Here is a 17,441-nt window from a genome sequence, read left to right as displayed (position 1 = left end):
CCTATTACATTAATTAACCGCCCAAACCAGGGCGGTTTTCCCATTTTCGGACAACCCTCAACAAATTATCCACTATTCCGACAGTAAAAACAGACATAAAAATGTCAAATCTTCAGACTGTTTTTGCAGGAGTTCTTTGGGGTAAAATAGAATTAGTAATACATAGTCATATCCCAAAGGAGGAGTCCACTATGAACTACAACATTCGTGGAGAAAACATTGAGGTAACGCCAGCAATCAGAGAATATGTTGAGAAGAAGGTTGCGAAGCTTGACCGGTATTTTACCGAGTCACCCAATGCCAATGTGAACGTGAACCTGAAAGTTTACCAGGATAAAAAATCAAAAGTTGAAATTACGATTCCGATGAAGGACCTTGTGCTTCGTGCAGAGGAGCTTCATGAAGATATGTATGCTGCGATCGATCTGATCACGGATAAGCTTGAGCGTCAGATCCGCAAGCATAAAACAAAGGTCAACCGCAAATTCCGTGATAAGGAAAGCCTGAAGGATTTCGTTCCGATTTTCACAGATGTTGAGCAGGTTGAGGAAGATGAGGATCTTGAAGTTGTCCGTACAAAGAGCTTCGACCTAAAGCCGATGGACAGCGAAGAGGCAATCTTGCAAATGAACATGCTGGGCCACAGCTTCTATGTGTTCACAAACGCTGAAACAAATCAGACAAACGTTGTTTACAAGCGTAACGACGGCCGCTATGGATTGATTGAAGCTCAATAATAATCTAACACTCTACCCACAGTCAGAAATTGGCTGTGGGTTTTAATATGTTCTTTTGAAGGAAAAATTATACCGAGTGCCGAAATATTTTTACAGGAGGCGATACATATGACATTTTCAATCGTAGGTTATGATCCTCAGGAAAAAGAGTGGGGAATTGCGGTACAATCTAAATTTCTTGGTGTGGGGGCAGTTGTACCGTTTGCGAAAGCAGGAGTGGGAGCTGTGGCTACCCAGTCCTACGCGAATACAGCGTATGGTCCACAGGCGCTTGAGTTGATGGCGCAGGGAAAATCGGCTGAAGAGGCGATGGAACTGATCACAAAGGACGACCCTGACAAGAAAATGCGCCAGGTCGGCTTGATTGATGCCGAGGGCAACGCAGCAACTTTTACGGGTACATACTGTTATGACTGGGCAGGAGGAGTAACAGGCAAGCACTTTGCGGCCCAGGGAAATATTTTAGTGGACGAAAATACGGTAAAAGCAATGGCTGAAACGTTTGAATCAACGGAAGGCTCGCTTGCACACCGCTTGCTCCTGGCCCTTAATGCTGGACAGCAAGCTGGAGGAGACAGCAGGGGCCAGCAGTCGGCGGCACTTCTTGTCGTCAAGGAGCAGGGCGGATATGGCGGCTACAACGACCGTTACATCGATCTGCGTGTCGATGATCATCCTGAACCAATCACAGAGCTGATCCGTATCTATGGCTTGCAGCAGCTCTATTTTGCGAAAGCAAAGCCGGAGAACGTAGTTGCCATCAAAGGAGAGGTCAGGGAAACAGTAGTACAGCATCTGAAGCGCCTTGATTACCTGAAAACAGACCCTGCAGACGATGCTGAACTCCATAAAGCGCTCACTGCCTATATCCACACCGAAAACTTCGAAGAACGGGAGCAGGAAAAAGGCAAGATCGATCTGGAAGTTTTGGAGTTTATGAAAAATCAATAATCCTTGAGTCCCCCTGTCAGCCGGCAGGGGGCTTTTCACATTTCCCCTTTGGTTGTCACCCCTTGTCCTAAGTGGTAAAATAGTAAGAAGCAATAAATCGAATTTTTCTAAAAGGGATTCGGTGCATTCAGGGCGAATCTTTTTTCTTTGGGATTATTTTTTACAATTCGAATTCAACGAGATTCAATAGATAAAAGGAGCGTCTGTATGGGGATTTTAACGAAAATTTTCGACCAGAATAAACGCGATATTAAGAAATTGACAAAAATGGCGGATCAGATCGATGCGCTTGCAGGGGATATGGAAAAGCTGTCTGATGACCAGTTGAGGGAAAAAACAGAAGAATTCAAGAGCCGCTACCAGAACGGCGAATCGACTGATGATCTGCTTGTTGAAGCATTCGCGGTTGTCCGTGAAGGCGCCAAGCGTGTTCTTGGCCTGTATCCTTATAAAGTCCAGCTGATGGGTGGTATCGCTCTTCATGAGGGGAATATCTCCGAGATGAAGACTGGTGAAGGTAAAACCCTTACAGCAACAATGCCGGTTTATCTTAATGCTGTTACTGGCCGTGGTGTACACGTCATCACAGTTAACGAATACCTTGCTAGCCGTGACGCTGTTGAAATGGGCCAGCTATATGAATTCCTTGGCCTGACTGTTGGCCTTAACTTGAACAGCATGACGAAGGAAGAGAAGCAGGAAGCGTACCGTGCTGATATCACTTATGGTACGAATAACGAATTTGGCTTCGACTATCTGCGCGATAACATGGTGCTCTACTCAGACCAGAAGGTTCAGCGCCCTCTGCACTTCTGCGTCATCGATGAAGTAGACTCCATCTTGATTGATGAAGCGCGTACGCCGTTGATCATTTCCGGTTCTGCGCAAAAATCGGCTGCGCTTTATATCCAGGCGAATGCATTCGTCCGCACATTGAAGCGTGAAGAAGATTACACATATGATGAAAAAACGAAGGGTGTCCAGCTGACGGAGGAAGGGATTACGAAGTCCGAAAAGGCTTTCGGCATCGATAACCTTTTTGACATAAAGCATGTGACATTGCTGCACCATATCAACCAGGCAATGAAAGCACAGGCGAGCATGCACAAGGATGTTGATTACGTCGTCCAGGACGGCGAGATTGTTATCGTTGACCAGTTCACTGGCCGTCTGATGAAGGGCCGCCGCTACAGCGAAGGTTTGCACCAGGCGATCGAGGCGAAGGAAGGCCTTGATATCCAGAACGAAAGCATGACGCTTGCGACGATCACATTCCAGAACTACTTCCGTATGTATGAAAAACTGTCCGGTATGACCGGTACAGCGAAGACAGAGGAAGAGGAATTCCGCAATATTTATAACATGAACGTAGTTGTCATCCCTACGAACCGTCCGATTGCTCGTGACGACCGTCCGGATTTGATTTACGCATCGATGCAGGGCAAGTTCAAGGCAGTTGCCGATGACATTGCTGAGCGCCACCAGGCGGGACAACCTGTTCTTGTTGGTACAGTTGCGATTGAAACATCTGAAATCATTTCTGCGTTTTTATCGAAAAAGGGCATCAAGCATAATGTCCTGAACGCGAAGAACCATGAGCGTGAAGCGGATATCATCGCCGAGGCCGGTTCGATGGGCGCTGTGACGATTGCGACAAACATGGCGGGCCGTGGTACAGATATCAAGCTTGGCGAGGGCGTTAAAGAGCTTGGCGGTCTTGCGGTCATTGGTACCGAGCGACATGAGAGTCGTCGTATCGATAACCAGCTCCGTGGACGTTCTGGTCGTCAGGGAGACCCGGGTGTCACTCAGTTCTACCTTTCAATGGAAGATGAACTGATGCGCCGCTTCGGTTCTGATAATATGAAAACAATGATGGAACGCCTTGGAATGGATGATACCCAGCCAATCCAGAGCAAGATGGTGTCAAGAGCCGTTGAATCCGCGCAAAAACGTGTTGAGGGCAACAACTTCGATGCCCGTAAGCAATTGCTTCAGTACGATGATGTCCTGCGTCAGCAGCGTGAGATCATCTACAAGCAGCGTGATGAGGTTCTTGAATCTGAAAACCTTCGCAGCATCGTTGAAAATATGATCAGATCTTCATTGGAGCGCAATGTTTCCGCCCATACGCCAGCCGGCGAAGAGATGGAAAAATGGGATCTGAACAGCATCATCGATTACGTGAACGGCAACCTGCTTCATGAAGGTGACATTACTGTCGAAGACCTTCGCGGCAAAGAGCAGGATGAAATCATCGAAGCGATCATGGCGAAGGTGAAAGTGCGCTACGATGAAAAAGAAGAAATGTTGACTGACGAACAGATGCGTGAATTTGAAAAAGTCATCGTGCTTCGTTCGGTTGACTCGAAGTGGATGGACCACATCGACCAGATGGACCAGCTGCGCCAGGGTATCCACCTGCGTGCATATGGCCAGATCGATCCACTGCGCGAATACCAGCATGAAGGCTTCGCAATGTTCGAGAGCATGGTCCTTTCCATCGAAGACGATGTTGCGAAATATATCATGAAGGCTGAAATCCGCAGCAACCTTGAGCGTCAGGAAGTAGCGAAGGGCCAGGCGGTGAATCCAAAAGAAGACGAAGGCGGAAAAGTGAAGAAGAAGCCAGTCGTCAAAACAATGGATGTAGGCCGTAATGATCCATGTATTTGCGGCAGCGGCAAGAAATACAAGAACTGCTGCGGCAAAGCTGAATAAACTGATACAAGAGGCCGGCGGGCAACCCGCTGGTTTCTTTTTGTAGACCAGATGTGAAATTCATTTGGCAAGACGCTATAATATACTATGAGGTGAATGATATGGAATTAGCAGATATCAGGAATGAGCTTGAGAAAACAGCTAAGAAATTAGCGGACTTCAGGGGGTCTCTTTGACCTCGAAAATAAGGAAGCGCGAATTGCAGAGCTAGAGGACGGCATGCTTGCGCCAGACTTCTGGGATGACCAGCAGAAGGCACAGGTCGTCATCAACGAAGCCAATGCGCTTAAAGAACAGGTAAATGTTTTTAATGAGCTTAGCGAGACATACGAAAATCTCGATTTGACTTATGAGCTTGTAAAAGAAGAAAACGACGCAGATCTTTGGGAAGAACTCGAGAAGGAGCTTGTCGAGTTCAAAGAGCGCATGAGTGAGTTCGAGCTTCAATTGTTGTTAAGTGAAGAATACGATAAAAATAACGCAATCCTTGAATTGCATCCAGGTGCTGGCGGAACCGAGTCACAGGATTGGGGTTCGATGCTGTTGCGTATGTACACACGCTGGGCAGAAAAGCGAGGCTTCAAGGTTGAGACTTTGGATTACCTTCCAGGTGATGAAGCGGGAATCAAGAGTGTCACATTAGCGATCAAAGGTCATAATGCTTATGGATATTTAAAAGCAGAAAAAGGAGTACACCGTCTCGTCCGTATTTCTCCATTTGACTCTTCTGGCCGCCGTCATACTTCATTCGTATCCTGCGAAGTCATGCCGGAATTCAATAACGAAATCGAAATTGAAATTCGTCCTGAAGACCTGAAAATTGATACGTACCGTGCGAGCGGCGCCGGCGGTCAGCACATCAACACCACTGACTCAGCCGTCCGGATCACCCACTTGCCGACAGGTGTTGTTGTATCATCCCAGGCAGAACGTTCACAGATCAAGAACCGTGAAACATCGATGAAGATGCTGAAAGCAAAGCTATACCAGCGTGAAATCGAGCAGCAGCAAGCCGAACTGGACGAAATCCGCGGCGAGCAAAAAGAAATCGGCTGGGGCAGCCAGATCCGCTCCTATGTTTTCCATCCATACTCCATGGTAAAAGACCACCGCACCAGCGCCGAATCCGGCAACGTCCAGGCGGTCATGGACGGGGATATTGATATGTTTATTGATGCTTATTTGAGGTCTAAGTTGAGTTTGGGTGAGTAATATGTAAAGGTGGTCCCCCGCTGGGTTGCGGGGGATTTTTTTATTTCCGTTTGTAACTTCTACTTTTGGTTGCACCAGTTGCAATGAGATTTGAATTTGCCAGCAGCTTGGATGCTAGTTTTTGGGATGGTAAATGTACGAATGACCGAAACTGTTTGTTATTGATGGTTGGGTTAATTAAGAGAAAATAATCTTCTAATGCTTGTAAGTGGGCATCTTTAGCAGTGGCTCCGCAATGGGGACAATTCCAAGTACCACTGTATCTTTCCATAGCATAAAGAGTGCAAGACGGACATTGGACTCCAGTAAGATATTCGGCAGGGTTAATTTGAAATTTTGGAAGATGGGATTCCGGAGGCTGGTCACTCTTTAGTAAAAGCTTGCTTAGCTTCTTATGTTCTTTTAAGGTAAGCACGTCTTTTTTATACTTTGAAAGAAACTCTTCAATTTTAAAAATAAGTCTTCCGGGTGGACATACGCGAAGGTATACCTCTGGGTCATTAGTGGGGTTTCGCAAGGCAGTTGAAGGATTACTGCTGAAGACCAGGTATTCGATAGGAATCATAGGGTAATGATGGAGGTTCAGCCATTTTAGCAAAAGAATACGGTGTCTTTTGGCCTGAAGAAGTGGGTCATCAAACGTGTCTGTTTTATCATTAAAGCTTCGGTCCATTTGATTGAATTGGGAATTGAAAGTGAGGGTGCCTGCCATGTTCTTAGATTCGATAATAATGGCGAATGAAGGGGAGAGGAGCAGGGAGTCCATTTGGAAATGAGTTTCACCTGTTTTTAAGCGCAAACCCTGAAATATGTGAAAGGCATCTTCATGGAGCAGGCTGGTGTAATAGTCCAGAGTTACCTCGCCTTTGTGTCCAGCTCCGAATCTCATAGAGTCTTGCATGACTTCTGCCCGTTTGGAATGTGGATCAGGCAATCTTCTTAAGATAGCACCATTTATTTTGAGTCTTAATGGTACTTTTCTTCTTTTAACGATCAAAATTGGTTCCCTCCTTGTGTTTGATCCTAAATTCTTCGACAAAATACACTATAATTCCTGCTAGAAGAGGTGGAGACGAGAAATATTCACTAATAATCGAAGGTAATCTCTACGGAATCTCAACTATTCTCTACGAAAAAAGCATAATCTCTACGAAATGGCCCACATTCTCTACGAAAACTGCAATAATCTCTACGTTTATCAATTAACTAGGAAAATACAAAAGCCAATCACCTTCTTTTAGCAACCCCACCCAGCCCGTACGCATGCTGTACCAAAAAAAGCGGCCCCCGAAGAAGGCCGCTCCCAAATTAGATAAACAAATTCAATCCAGAATCCTCAGCGTCACCAAGATAAGCTGCAACGCCGCCGATTTCGACTCCATCAATCAGCTCTTCTTTGGAAATCCCCATAATGTCCATGCTCATGCCGCAGGCGACGAGTTTCACGCCGGCGTCCATGGCGTTTTTCATCAGGGTTTCGAGGCTGTCGACGTTTTTGTTGGCCATGACGGTCTTGATCATCTTGGCACCCATGCCGCCCATGTTCATCTTGGATAACGGCAGGTCGTTTGCGCCTTTCGGCATCATCATGCTGAACATTTTTGCCATCATGTCTTTTTCAGTCGAAGGTGCGTCGTTACGCTTCAGGATGTTCAGTCCCCAGAAGGTGAAGAACAAAGTTACCTCCTTACCCATCGCCGCGGCGCCGGATGCGATGATAAAGGTTGCGATGGCCTTATCGAGGTCACCGCTGAACACGACCATCGTCGCGCCATTTTTAGCAGGAGGAGCTGTTGACACTTCCATCGGTACAGCAATCGTATTCAAAGGTACCACGACGTTTCCTTTCATGATCTGGGCCTTGAATTTCTTATTCTCAAACTTGTTGCTGACCAGCTTGTTGCCTGTCTTCTCACACCATGCCTTGATGTCCTTCGCGAAGCCAGGGTCAGTAGCGTGGACTTCCATTACCTCGCCGTCCTGCATGTCACCGATTGTTTTGTACACCTTCATGATCGGACCAGGGCAAGACAGGCCGCATGCATCAAGGGTTGTTTTAACAGTCGGCGGAGCAACTGGAGCTGCCGAAGCCACTGGGGCAGCATCAACTGCCAATCCAACACTGTACTGTGCCGCACCAGCATCAATTTCCTCCAGCGCAGCATTACGCTGGGCAACACCATTATCGCTGATAGGTGTACCACAGTTCTCGCTGGCATCCGGCTCGAACACGCAAGAGTAAGTCTTGTATCCGCCATCCAGGTTGCGAACCTTGAATCCAGCTTGCTTCAGGATACGAGATGCTAGGTATCCACGGAGGCCAACCTGGCAATATACGTACACCTCTTTCGTCGGAATCTCGCCAAGACGGTCTCGTAGCTCTCCAAGCGGGATGTTAACAGAACCCTCAATCATCCCCATATCACGTTCGATCGGTTCGCGGACGTCGATCAGGTATCCGCCGTCTGCTAGAATGTCGTTGATTTCATGCCACTGAACAGTTTCCACGAGACCTTCCGCGATATTCTTCGCTGCGTAACCCGCCATATTGACCGGGTCTTTTGCAGAAGAATATGGCGGTGCATAGGCTAGTTCAAGATCAGGCAGGTCAAAAATCGTCATACCGCCCTTGATGGCAGTTGCCAAAACATCGATACGCTTGTCGGCGCCATCATAAGACACCGCCTGAGCGCCAAAGATTTTTCCTGTCTCGCGGTCGAAAATCAATTTCAGAGCGATAGGGAACGCACCTGGATAGTAGCCGGCATGAGAGCTTGGGTGAACGTGCACAACATCGTAAGCAATGCCAAGACGCTTCAATGTCTTTTCGTTATTGCCTGTTGCGGCAACGGTCATGTCGAACACCTTCGCGATGGATGTTCCGAGTGTTCCCTGGTACTTGGAGTCGATGCCGTTGATATGGTCAGCGACGATGCGTCCCTGGCGGTTGGCTGGCCATGCAAGCGGAATATGAGTCGCCTGGCCGTTGATATAGTCCTTCACTTCAATCGCATCACCGATTGCGTAGATGCTTTCGTCGGCTGTCTGCAATCTTTCATTAACACGGATTGCACCGCGAAGTCCAAGCTCCAGGCCTGCTTCCTTAGCCAATTTATTTTCAGGAGCAACGCCAATGGCAAGGATGACCAGATCAGTCTCGAGTTGGTTGCCGCTATTTAGGTTGATCAGTTTGCCGTTGTTTTCAATAGATTTCACGCCATCTTCAAGGACAAGGTTCACGCCTTTTTCACGGAGATGCTGATGTAAAATAGAAGCCATTTCGAAGTCGATCGGCGCCATGATCTGGTCAGCCATCTCGACAAGTGTTACTTCGACGCCGCGTTCCCAAAGGTTTTCGGCCATTTCAACACCGATGAAGCCGCCGCCGATGACTGTTGCTTTCTTCGGCTTCCGCTCATCGACATACGCCTTGATTTTATCAGTGTCCGGAATATTGCGAAGCGTGAACAATGCTTCAGCTTCATCGATACCCGGAATCGGAGGCTTAATAGGGCTCGCTCCAGGTGAAAGAACCAGTACATCATAAGTTTCTTCATATGTTTTACCAGTTCTTAAATCTTTGATTTCCACTACCTTGCGTTCACGGTCAATCAGAGTCACCTCGCTCAGGTTGCGGATGTCCATATTGAATTTTTTAGACATGCCTTCAACTGTCTGGACAAGCAAAGCATCGCGCTCCTGGATGGCACCTCCGATATAATAAGGAAGGCCGCAGTTGGCGAAAGAAATGTATTCACCGCGTTCGATCATCACGATTTCTGTCTGTTCATCCAATCTTCTTAAACGGGCAGCTGTTGTAGCTCCGCCAGCAACTCCACCTACGATTACCACTTTTTTAGCCATATATATTACCCTCTTTCTGGAAAAATTTATTGTGTAGTGTTGAGCAATCTTTGGTAAAAAAATAATTTCAACTTATTACAGGAAAGACTAATCAATATGACCGCCTCCTTATACGTGAAATATATCACAAAGTACGACTAGGGGTAAGGGTATTTGGAGAAACGTCAAAAATTGTTCATAATTTCACAAACTCCCCAAGAGAGGTCGAAAAATTAGCTTTAAAATCTTTCTATTCCTAATTGACCCGGGGTAGCCTATAAAAAGACGGCGTACCTCTTCATATATAATCGAAGTCATTCTTTCATCCTTTAATACGGCGCACTACTAGCGTTTACAGAAAATTCGACACATGCTATACTCACTGACGGCATTAATGGAAAAAGGGGATAGGACAGTGAAAAAACGGCGAAATCAGAAGATGAATCCAGCTTTGGACAAGCTGATTGAATATGTATATGTGTTGATAGGTTCAGGGATTGTGGCTATATCGTTTAATGTGTTCTTGCTGCCAAACCGTGTTGCTTCAGGAGGAGTGAGCGGGATCAGTACAATCCTGGATGCGACGCTTGGCTGGGAGCCGGCGTATGTACAATGGGCCTTTAATATTCCGTTGTTTATTGCCGGGGTTGTTTTACTTGGAAGACAATATGGGTATAAAACTCTTGCGGGGACCATTTTTCTTCCATTTGTTGTGTTCCTGACGAATGATGTGAAGCCCTGGACTCTTGATCCTTTGCTTGGGTCATTGTTCGGCGGTATTGGTGTCGGTCTGGGCCTTGGGATTGTATTCAGAGGAAATGCATCAACTGGCGGTACGGATTTGGCCGCGCAAATCATCCATAAGTACACGGGACTTTCACTTGGAACCTGCGTGGCGTTGATTGATGGGCTGATTGTATTGTCTGCAGCGATTGTCTTTGATATTGAACGAGGTCTTTATGCTTTGATCGGGCTTTATGTGACTAGTAAAACAATCGACCTTGTGCAGGTTGGTATCGGTCGCTCGAAGATGGCGATGGTCATCACGAACCGCCAGGATGAAGTTCGTGAAGCGATTTTGAATAAAATTGACCGTGGAGTGACAAAACTATCAGCATACGGCGGCTATACCGATCAAGAACGGCCAATCATCATGTGTGTAGTGGACCAGACGGAGTTCACAAAATTGAAACAATTGGTTCAATCCATTGACCCTGCTGCATTTGTGATTGTAATGGATGCTTCAGAGGTATTGGGTGAGGGTTTTAAAAGGGCTTAGTATTGGTATAAAATAGTCATGTATGCAAAATTTTCTTAGGGGGAGTTAAGTTTGAAGAAAAAGTTATTAGCTCTATTAATGGGAACCTCCTTGGCACTGGCAGCCTGCGGCGGTGGCGGTGGCGATGAAGCTGGCGGCGACAAAGCGGGGGCAGATCCGGAAAAGCTTTTTAACCAAAAATGTTCAAGCTGCCATGGCGGCAATCTTGAAGGCGGCGTAGGACCAAAATTAAGTGATGTAGGTTCACGTCTATCACAGGATGAGATTGAAAGTACAATCGCCAATGGTAAAGGGTCAATGCCTCCAAAATTACTTGAGGGCGACGATGCTTCCGCAGTAGCTGAATGGCTGGCAAACAAAAAATAATGTTTAAAAGGAAACGTTCTGATCAGCATCAGGGCGTTTTTTTTTGCGCTTATTTTTCCAGTCTGATGTCAGCTGCAATGCTTTCTTTATGCATTTTTGTAAAATCGCCAAATTATTTAGCAATTCAGCAAGCTTCACAATTTGTACATACAAGTTTTGACAAAACATTGTAATACCCCTGTAATAAAACTGAAAATTCGACAAACATATCCTTGCTGTAAATAGTGCATTTTACTTGGTAAATAGCTAGATTGGCAAGTGAAATGCTTTGTAAATTAATAGATATATTACCCTTCGGAGGAATATAATGGGACTTTTTGTTCAATTTGAAAAGAAACTGTAATATATAAAAGGGTTTATTTGATAGAGCTAGATGCTATAATAGGTTTGTTACAAATTGTCGAAGAAAAGCCGAGTGATAAGACTAACTATCTAAGGTGATACAAAAAATGATTGATATGCAGGATGTTTACAAGACTTATTCCAACGGCATCATGGCCGCAAACGGAATTAATGTTCATATAGATGCTGGTGAATTTTTATACGTGGTAGGACCCAGCGGTGCTGGGAAATCTACTTTTATAAAAATGATGTATCGTGAAGTGAAGCCTTCTAAGGGTTCCATCATTATAAATGGTGTTAATCTCGCAAAGCTTAAGGACAGCAAAGTACCATTGCTGCGCCGGAATATTGGCGTCGTATTCCAGGACTTCAAATTGCTCAATACTCTTTCAGTCTATGAAAATGTCGCGTTCGCGATGGAGGTTATTGAGGAATCGCCGCAATATATCAAAAAGCGAGTAATGGAAACTTTGGATCTAGTCGGGTTGAAGCATAAAGCCAGATCGCTTCCGACTGAGCTTTCAGGCGGGGAGCAGCAGCGTGTTGCCATCGCTCGTTCAATAGTGAACGCACCAAAAGTGGTGATCGCCGATGAGCCAACTGGTAACCTTGACCCAGACACTTCATGGGAAATCATGAGCATCTTCGAAGAAATTAATTTAAGGGGAACCACGATTGTCATGGCCACCCACAACAAAGAAATCGTCAACACAATCAAGCATCGCGTCATCGCGATTGAGAACGGCCGGATTGCGCGTGATGAAATGAAAGGTGATTACGGATATGAAAGCTAGAACATTCCGCCGCCACATTCGTGAAAGCTTTAAAAGCTTAGGCCGGAATGGCTGGATGACGTTCGCATCCGTAAGTGCCGTAACGGTTACCTTGCTTTTGGTCGGTGTCTTTTTCGTCATTATGATGAATTTAAATAAAGTCGCAACCACAATCGAGGAGGATGTAGAAATCCGAGTCCATGTGGATGTAGCGGCGAACGACAAAGATAAAAAGGTATTGGAACAGCGGATCAACCAGGTATCTGGAATTAAGAAAGTGACCTATTCTCCGAAGGAAAAAGAACTCGAAAGCCTGATTAACAGTCTCGGAGATGAAGGGGAAGCCTTCCAGTTATTTGAGCAGGACAATCCTTTGAACGATGTGTTCGTCGTAAAGACGAAAAATCCTACTGATACAATGAAAGTCGCAAAGCAGTTAGAGAAGCTGGAGTATGTAGCAACTGTAAAATATGGTCAGGGCAAGGTGGAGAAACTTTTCGGTTTTATAAAAGTAAGCCGTAATGTCGGACTCGTCTTGATTGTCGGACTTCTTTTTACTGCAATGTTCCTGATTTCTAATACGATTAAGATCACGATCATGGCACGTAAACGAGAGATTGAGATTATGAGACTCGTTGGGGCCACAAATGGTTTTATCAGATGGCCATTCTTCCTGGAAGGCCTATGGTTGGGTATCCTTGGGGCAGTGGTGCCGATTGGCGTCGTATCAGCAGCGTATTATTACGCTTACGACTTCTTGAACGAAAAGCTAAAAGATCATTTCATAAGATTGCTTGAATTCAACCCGTTTGTTTACCAGCTGTCTGCGATCCTAATTATCATGGGTGCGGCAATTGGAATCTGGGGAAGTCTTATGTCCGTCCGCAAGTTCTTGAAGGTGTAAAGGAGCAGATTTCCGGTATCTGCCGGAAATTTCTCCTAAACACTACATAACCAATAGACGATAGATAGAAAGACAAAGTTACGAAACTATCATGAGTAAGAGAGGGGAAAAGATCTAGTGAAAAAGCAGATACTCTCACTAGCAGTAGTCAGTACTTTAAGCCTGGGTTCTTTAGTTAGCCCATTATCAGTGAATGAAGCAAAAGCAGCAAGCATTTCGGAAATGCAAAAAGAAAAGAATGCATTGCAAAATAAACGTTCAGGCATCAATGCTGAAATCAATAAAAATCAATCTAAAATCGGTGAGCTGCAAACTGAGCAGCAAAGCCTGAATGACCAGATCAAAAAGCTAGATTTAGGCGTTGAAGACGCAGAAAAGAAAATTGAAGTAAAAAATGCAGAAATCGCACAGACTACTGCTGAAATCGAGCAATTAAAAGTAGAAATCGCTGAATTGATCAAGCGTATCGAAAAACGCAATGAATTGCTTAAGGACAAGGCACGCTCTTTCCAGGAAAATGGCGGTACTGTCAACTATATAGATGTCCTTCTTGGGGCACAAAGCTTCAGTGACTTCGTTGACCGTGTTAGTGCGGTAACGACAATCGTCCAGGCCGATAAAGATATTCTTGAACAGCACAGATTGGATAAGGAAGAGCTTGAAACGAAGCAGAATCAAGTAGAAACAAAGCTTAATAACCTTCAGGGAATGAAAAAGGAACTAGAAGCATTAAAAGTGAAGCTGAACGCTCAAATTAAAGAAAAGAACAAGCTTATGAGCACTCTTAAGCATGAAGAAGAGCAGATGCATGCGGAGAATATGGAAATGTCAGAAGCCGCGGATGTTTTGGCGGCACAGGAAGCTGCAATGGCTCAGGCAATTCAACTTGAAAAGAAGCGCCAGGCGGAAATCGCAGCCGAAAAAGCTAGACAAGCTGAACTTGCAAGACAAAGGGCAGCGGCAGCGGCAGCTGCAAAAGCGAAGAGCAGTGGTGGCGGAAGCACTTCAGCTCCAGATCCTGAACCAGTGGTGGCAGCACCATCATCAGGCGGCATGATCATCAGGCCGGCAAACGGACGTATTTCGTCTGGTCTTGGCAGTCGTTGGGGCACATTCCATGCAGGGATTGATATTGCCAACAGTGGATCAAACGTACCAATTCATGCTGCAGCAGATGGTGTTGTCATTAAGTCTTATTATTCTTCAAGCTACGGGAATGTTATCTTTGTTGCACACTCTATTGATGGACAAACATGGACAACTGTTTATGCACATATGAGTGCGCGGATGGCCAGCAATGGTCAAGTGGTTTCCAGAGGCCAGAGAATCGGCACAATGGGCAATACTGGACAATCTTATGGACAGCACTTGCACTTTGAACTGCACAGAGGATCGTGGAACCAAGCTAAATCAAACGCTGTAAACCCAGCGGCATATTGGTAAAACCTATCAGGAAGAGACATGATGTCTCTTCCTTTTTTATTTTCCCTGATAAAAAATCTATAAAACTTGTAAATATAGTTAAAAAAGTAGTGTATTGACAATCCAAATGCAGAGGGTGATAATTTTAATAGGTATATTTTCCTAACGAGTTCGGGGTGGGCATTTTGAGATTGGTATCGATACATAATTGTGAAGAGGGACTTATCCTTGCAAAACCAATATTTGATCAAAGCAACCGTATTTTGTTAAGTGCAGGGAGTGGATTGACTAATAGCTTTATTAAAAGGCTAAAAGATAAAAATGTTCATCATATTTATGTAAAGTCCGATATAACGGAAGATGTGGAAGTGGATGATGATTTAAATCCCAGGCTAAGGTTTGAAGCGGTCCAGAAGTTAAGTGAGGTCTTTAGTTCACTCCAAGAGGGGAAACCGGGGAAGAATGATACTTTGGGTCGGGTAAAGTCAATCCGGAGCATGTCGGATGTTTTTAGTCAAATTATAAAAGAAATGAATTCATCCAAACATCTTCTAAATTTATTAAGTCATATGCAATCCTCTATTGATACAATATTTGATCATTCTATTAATACGAGCCTTTATTCATTAACGATGGGGAGGCAACTTGGTCTTAAGGAAAAAGAGTTAAATATTTTAGGTCTTGGTGCTCTATTCCATGATATTGGAAAGCTTCAGCTTGAAGGTGAAACAAAAAACGAGCAGGCGGATTGGAAAAAACACCCTGAGCTGGCTTTCCAGGCTCTCAGGAAAGAACCTAGCCTGCACCTGCTAGTTGCACATTGTGCCTATCAGCATCATGAGCATGTAGATGGCTCTGGATTTCCAAGAGAATTAAAGGGGAAAGATATTCATTTATACGCAAAGATCATATCAGTCGCTGAAGCCTTCGATCATTTGATTAATAGCCAAAGTCTGCTTCCTCACGAAGCCATGGAGATTATAGTGGCACGTACCTTTACGAGGTATGACTATCAAGTGGTAGAAGCGTTTAAAACTGCGGTCGCTATCTATCCGATAGGGGTAACAGTCGATCTGAATACAGGAGAAAGCGGGGTAGTGATTGCCTATAATAATCAATATCCTCAGCGTCCAGTTGTGAGAGTGTTTAAAGACCAATACGGCCGGAAATTAAATCAATTTTACGATATTGATCTTATGAACTCATTAAATACAATGATTGTTAAATGTGATGCTATTATTGATAGGGAACCTGTTAAAAGCTAGATGTTGCTTTTAACAGGTTTTTTGTGCATTCCTTCATACCCTGTCCCTCTTCGTCATATAATGGGAATCATATAAATTTTTACGGCAGAGAAGCAGTTGATGCGGTAAACAGGGAGGAGTTTGGCAATGGAGCGTAAGTGGATTGCCATTTTGATGGCGGGCTCGCTGCTGACTGGGGCGGGGAGTACATACGCCGGGATGCAATGGTACGAGAGTAAGGCTGGGGTGCTGGACCGTCAGATTGTCCCTTTTAAGGATAGTGCGAGGGCAGAATCAGGCGAGCAGGGCAGTATTGAAAAAGTTGAGCAGGCCTACAGTTTGATTTTTAATAGTTATGTGGAAAAAGTAGAGGGAAAAAAGCTGGTTGAGGGTGCCATCAAGGGCATGCTGTCGACTTTGGAGGATCCTTATTCGGTCTATATGGACAAGGAAACTGCTAAGCAATTCAATCAGACACTGGAGTCATCATTTGAGGGGATTGGCGCTGAAGTCAGTTCAGTTGATGGAAAGATCGTGATTGTTTCGCCTTTTAAAAATTCGCCTGCAGAAAAAGCGGGTTTGAAGCCGAACGACCAGATTCTGAAGGTTGATGGTGAAAGTATCGATGGGCTGGACTTGTTTGAAGCGACAACGAAAATCCGCGGGAAAAAGGGGACCCCTGTGGTACTCGAGATTGGGCGGAAAGGCTTGAAGGATCCGCTTCAGGTAAAAGTGATCCGTGATGAAATCCCACAGATTACGGTTTATAGTGATATGAAAAAGGTAAATGGCGAAAAAATCGGATACCTGGAGATAACCTCATTTTCTGAGGAAACATCCAAGGAATTCAATAAAGAACTGAAGATACTGGAAAAAGAGGGATTGGATGCGCTGCTGATTGATGTTCGCGGAAATCCTGGCGGGCTGCTATCGAGTGTCGAAGAGGTTTTGCGAGAGCTGATTCCTAAAGATAAGCCGCTTTATCAGATAGAGGAACGCAGCGGAGATAAGACACGTTATTTTTCAAATTTGGCTAAAGCGAAAGACTACCCGATTGGCGTGTTGACAAATGACGGAAGTGCATCAGCAGCGGAAATCCTGGCCGGGGCATTGAAGGAAGCGGGCGGCTATCCTATTATCGGCGAAAAGACCTTCGGAAAGGGAACAGTCCAGCAGGCTGTGCCGATGGGCGATGGAAGCAATATCAAGCTGACGCTGTTCAAATGGCTGACGCCGGATGGCAACTGGATCCATAAGAAAGGCATCGAGCCAACCGTCGAAGTCAACCAGCCAGCTTTGTATCACACCCATCCGATTCAGGCTGAAAAACCGCTGAAGCTGGATATGAATAACGAGCAGGTCAAGAACGCCCAAGAGATTCTTGCAGGTCTTGGATTCGAGCCGGGGCGCACGGACGGCTACTTTAGCGATAAGACCGAAATCGCTGTCAAGGCATTCCAGCGTAACAAGAGTATGAACGTAACAGGTGTAATCAACGCCAAAACGGCCAGTGCTCTTGAGGAAGCTGCCAGGGAAGCGATGAAGCAGGAAGAGAACGATTTGCAGCTGCAGACTGCGTTGAGGCTGCTGGCAAGGTAATCAACTACAACTCCATTTTTAGAAGACGCTGTACCTTAGTCAGGGGTG

At 45.3% G+C, this 17,441-nt stretch carries 14 protein-coding genes; 11 read left to right on the top strand and 3 right to left on the bottom strand.

Annotated elements, in window-relative coordinates:
• Positions 1-191 precede the first annotated feature (191 nt).
• The 4 genes from hpf (at position 192) to prfB (ending at position 5,621) form a co-directional block, all read left to right on the top strand.
• Positions 192-737, top strand: a complete 546-nt coding sequence (gene hpf / locus M3593_RS12560) for a ribosome hibernation-promoting factor, HPF/YfiA family (RefSeq protein ID WP_251543069.1) — start codon at positions 192-194, stop codon at positions 735-737.
• 108 nt (positions 738-845) lie between these two features.
• A complete protein-coding gene (locus tag M3593_RS12555; protein ID WP_251543066.1) occupies positions 846-1,688 on the top strand; it encodes a DUF1028 domain-containing protein in 843 nt (280 codons plus the stop codon).
• A gap of 207 nt (positions 1,689-1,895) precedes the next feature.
• Complete coding sequence (secA, locus tag M3593_RS12550) at positions 1,896-4,409, top strand: preprotein translocase subunit SecA (RefSeq protein ID WP_251543065.1); 2,514 nt, start codon at positions 1,896-1,898, stop codon at positions 4,407-4,409.
• A gap of 101 nt (positions 4,410-4,510) precedes the next feature.
• Positions 4,511-5,621, top strand: a protein-coding gene (prfB, locus tag M3593_RS12545) for a peptide chain release factor 2 (RefSeq protein WP_251543063.1) whose coding sequence is annotated in 2 segments (ribosomal slippage) — positions 4,511-4,582 and positions 4,584-5,621 — 1,110 coding nt in all. Because the reading frame shifts where the segments join, the coding sequence is not laid out codon by codon here.
• A gap of 40 nt (positions 5,622-5,661) precedes the next feature.
• Here prfB and M3593_RS12540 read toward each other — a convergent pair.
• Positions 5,662-6,618 (bottom strand): NERD domain-containing protein, encoded by a 957-nt coding sequence (locus M3593_RS12540; protein WP_251543061.1) that lies wholly within the window; start codon positions 6,616-6,618, stop codon positions 5,662-5,664.
• A gap of 311 nt (positions 6,619-6,929) precedes the next feature.
• Complete coding sequence (locus M3593_RS12535) at positions 6,930-9,485, bottom strand: CoA-disulfide reductase (protein ID WP_251543058.1); 2,556 nt, start codon at positions 9,483-9,485, stop codon at positions 6,930-6,932.
• 418 nt (positions 9,486-9,903) lie between these two features.
• Here M3593_RS12535 and M3593_RS12530 point away from each other — a divergent pair, with 418 nt between their 5' ends.
• Both M3593_RS12530 and cccB read left to right on the top strand, forming a co-directional pair.
• On the top strand, positions 9,904-10,743 hold the full coding sequence (locus M3593_RS12530; protein WP_251543288.1) for a YitT family protein: 840 nt from the start codon (positions 9,904-9,906) through the stop codon (positions 10,741-10,743).
• Positions 10,744-10,794: 51 nt separating this feature from the next.
• On the top strand, positions 10,795-11,109 hold the full coding sequence (cccB, locus tag M3593_RS12525) for a cytochrome c551 (RefSeq protein WP_214706276.1): 315 nt from the start codon (positions 10,795-10,797) through the stop codon (positions 11,107-11,109).
• 3 nt (positions 11,110-11,112) lie between these two features.
• Here cccB and M3593_RS12520 read toward each other — a convergent pair whose 3' ends face one another.
• A complete protein-coding gene (locus M3593_RS12520; RefSeq protein ID WP_251543056.1) occupies positions 11,113-11,277 on the bottom strand; it encodes a hypothetical protein in 165 nt (54 codons plus the stop codon).
• A gap of 281 nt (positions 11,278-11,558) precedes the next feature.
• Here M3593_RS12520 and ftsE point away from each other — a divergent pair, with 281 nt between their 5' ends.
• The 5 genes from ftsE to M3593_RS12495 all read left to right on the top strand — a co-directional run bounded on the left by ftsE (position 11,559) and on the right by M3593_RS12495 (position 17,393).
• The gene (gene ftsE, locus M3593_RS12515) at positions 11,559-12,245 is read left to right on the top strand and encodes a cell division ATP-binding protein FtsE (protein ID WP_251543054.1); all 687 of its coding nucleotides are present in this window, start codon (positions 11,559-11,561) and stop codon (positions 12,243-12,245) included.
• Positions 12,235-13,128, top strand: coding sequence for a permease-like cell division protein FtsX (gene ftsX, locus M3593_RS12510; protein WP_251543051.1), 894 nt, complete (start codon positions 12,235-12,237; stop codon positions 13,126-13,128). Before ftsE ends, ftsX begins: the two co-directional genes overlap by 11 nt.
• A gap of 117 nt (positions 13,129-13,245) precedes the next feature.
• Positions 13,246-14,571, top strand: a complete 1,326-nt coding sequence (locus tag M3593_RS12505; RefSeq protein ID WP_251543050.1) for a murein hydrolase activator EnvC family protein — start codon at positions 13,246-13,248, stop codon at positions 14,569-14,571.
• 164 nt (positions 14,572-14,735) lie between these two features.
• A complete protein-coding gene (locus M3593_RS12500) occupies positions 14,736-15,815 on the top strand; it encodes an HD-GYP domain-containing protein (protein ID WP_251543048.1) in 1,080 nt (359 codons plus the stop codon).
• Positions 15,816-15,941: 126 nt separating this feature from the next.
• Positions 15,942-17,393 carry a S41 family peptidase gene (locus M3593_RS12495; protein WP_251543046.1) on the top strand — a complete coding sequence of 484 codons (1,452 nt, stop codon included), beginning with the start codon at positions 15,942-15,944 and terminating at the stop codon, positions 17,391-17,393.
• Positions 17,394-17,441: the final 48 nt, after the last annotated feature.

It is taken from the genome of Mesobacillus sp. MER 48 (assembly GCF_023714225.1).
Taxonomy (GTDB): Bacteria; Bacillota; Bacilli; order Bacillales; family Cytobacillaceae; genus Mesobacillus; species Mesobacillus oceanisediminis_A.
Note: the sequence above shows the minus strand (reverse complement) of the source record. Positions and strands in the feature narration are given on the sequence as shown.

Bases quoted from the DNA above. Each gene is read 5' to 3' on its own strand.
- hpf (WP_251543069.1), top strand. From the start codon at position 192: ATGAACTACAACATTCGTGGAGAAAACATTGAGGTAACGCCAGCAATC.
- M3593_RS12555 (WP_251543066.1), top strand. From the start codon at position 846: ATGACATTTTCAATCGTAGGTTATGATCCTCAGGAAAAAGAGTGGGGA.
- secA (WP_251543065.1), top strand. From the start codon at position 1,896: ATGGGGATTTTAACGAAAATTTTCGACCAGAATAAACGCGATATTAAG.
- M3593_RS12535 (WP_251543058.1), bottom strand. From the start codon at position 9,485: ATGGCTAAAAAAGTGGTAATCGTAGGTGGAGTTGCTGGCGGAGCTACA.
- M3593_RS12530 (WP_251543288.1), top strand. From the start codon at position 9,904: ATGAATCCAGCTTTGGACAAGCTGATTGAATATGTATATGTGTTGATA.
- M3593_RS12520 (WP_251543056.1), bottom strand. From the start codon at position 11,277: ATGTTTTGTCAAAACTTGTATGTACAAATTGTGAAGCTTGCTGAATTG.
- ftsE (WP_251543054.1), top strand. From the start codon at position 11,559: ATGATTGATATGCAGGATGTTTACAAGACTTATTCCAACGGCATCATG.
- ftsX (WP_251543051.1), top strand. From the start codon at position 12,235: ATGAAAGCTAGAACATTCCGCCGCCACATTCGTGAAAGCTTTAAAAGC.
- M3593_RS12495 (WP_251543046.1), top strand. From the start codon at position 15,942: ATGGAGCGTAAGTGGATTGCCATTTTGATGGCGGGCTCGCTGCTGACT.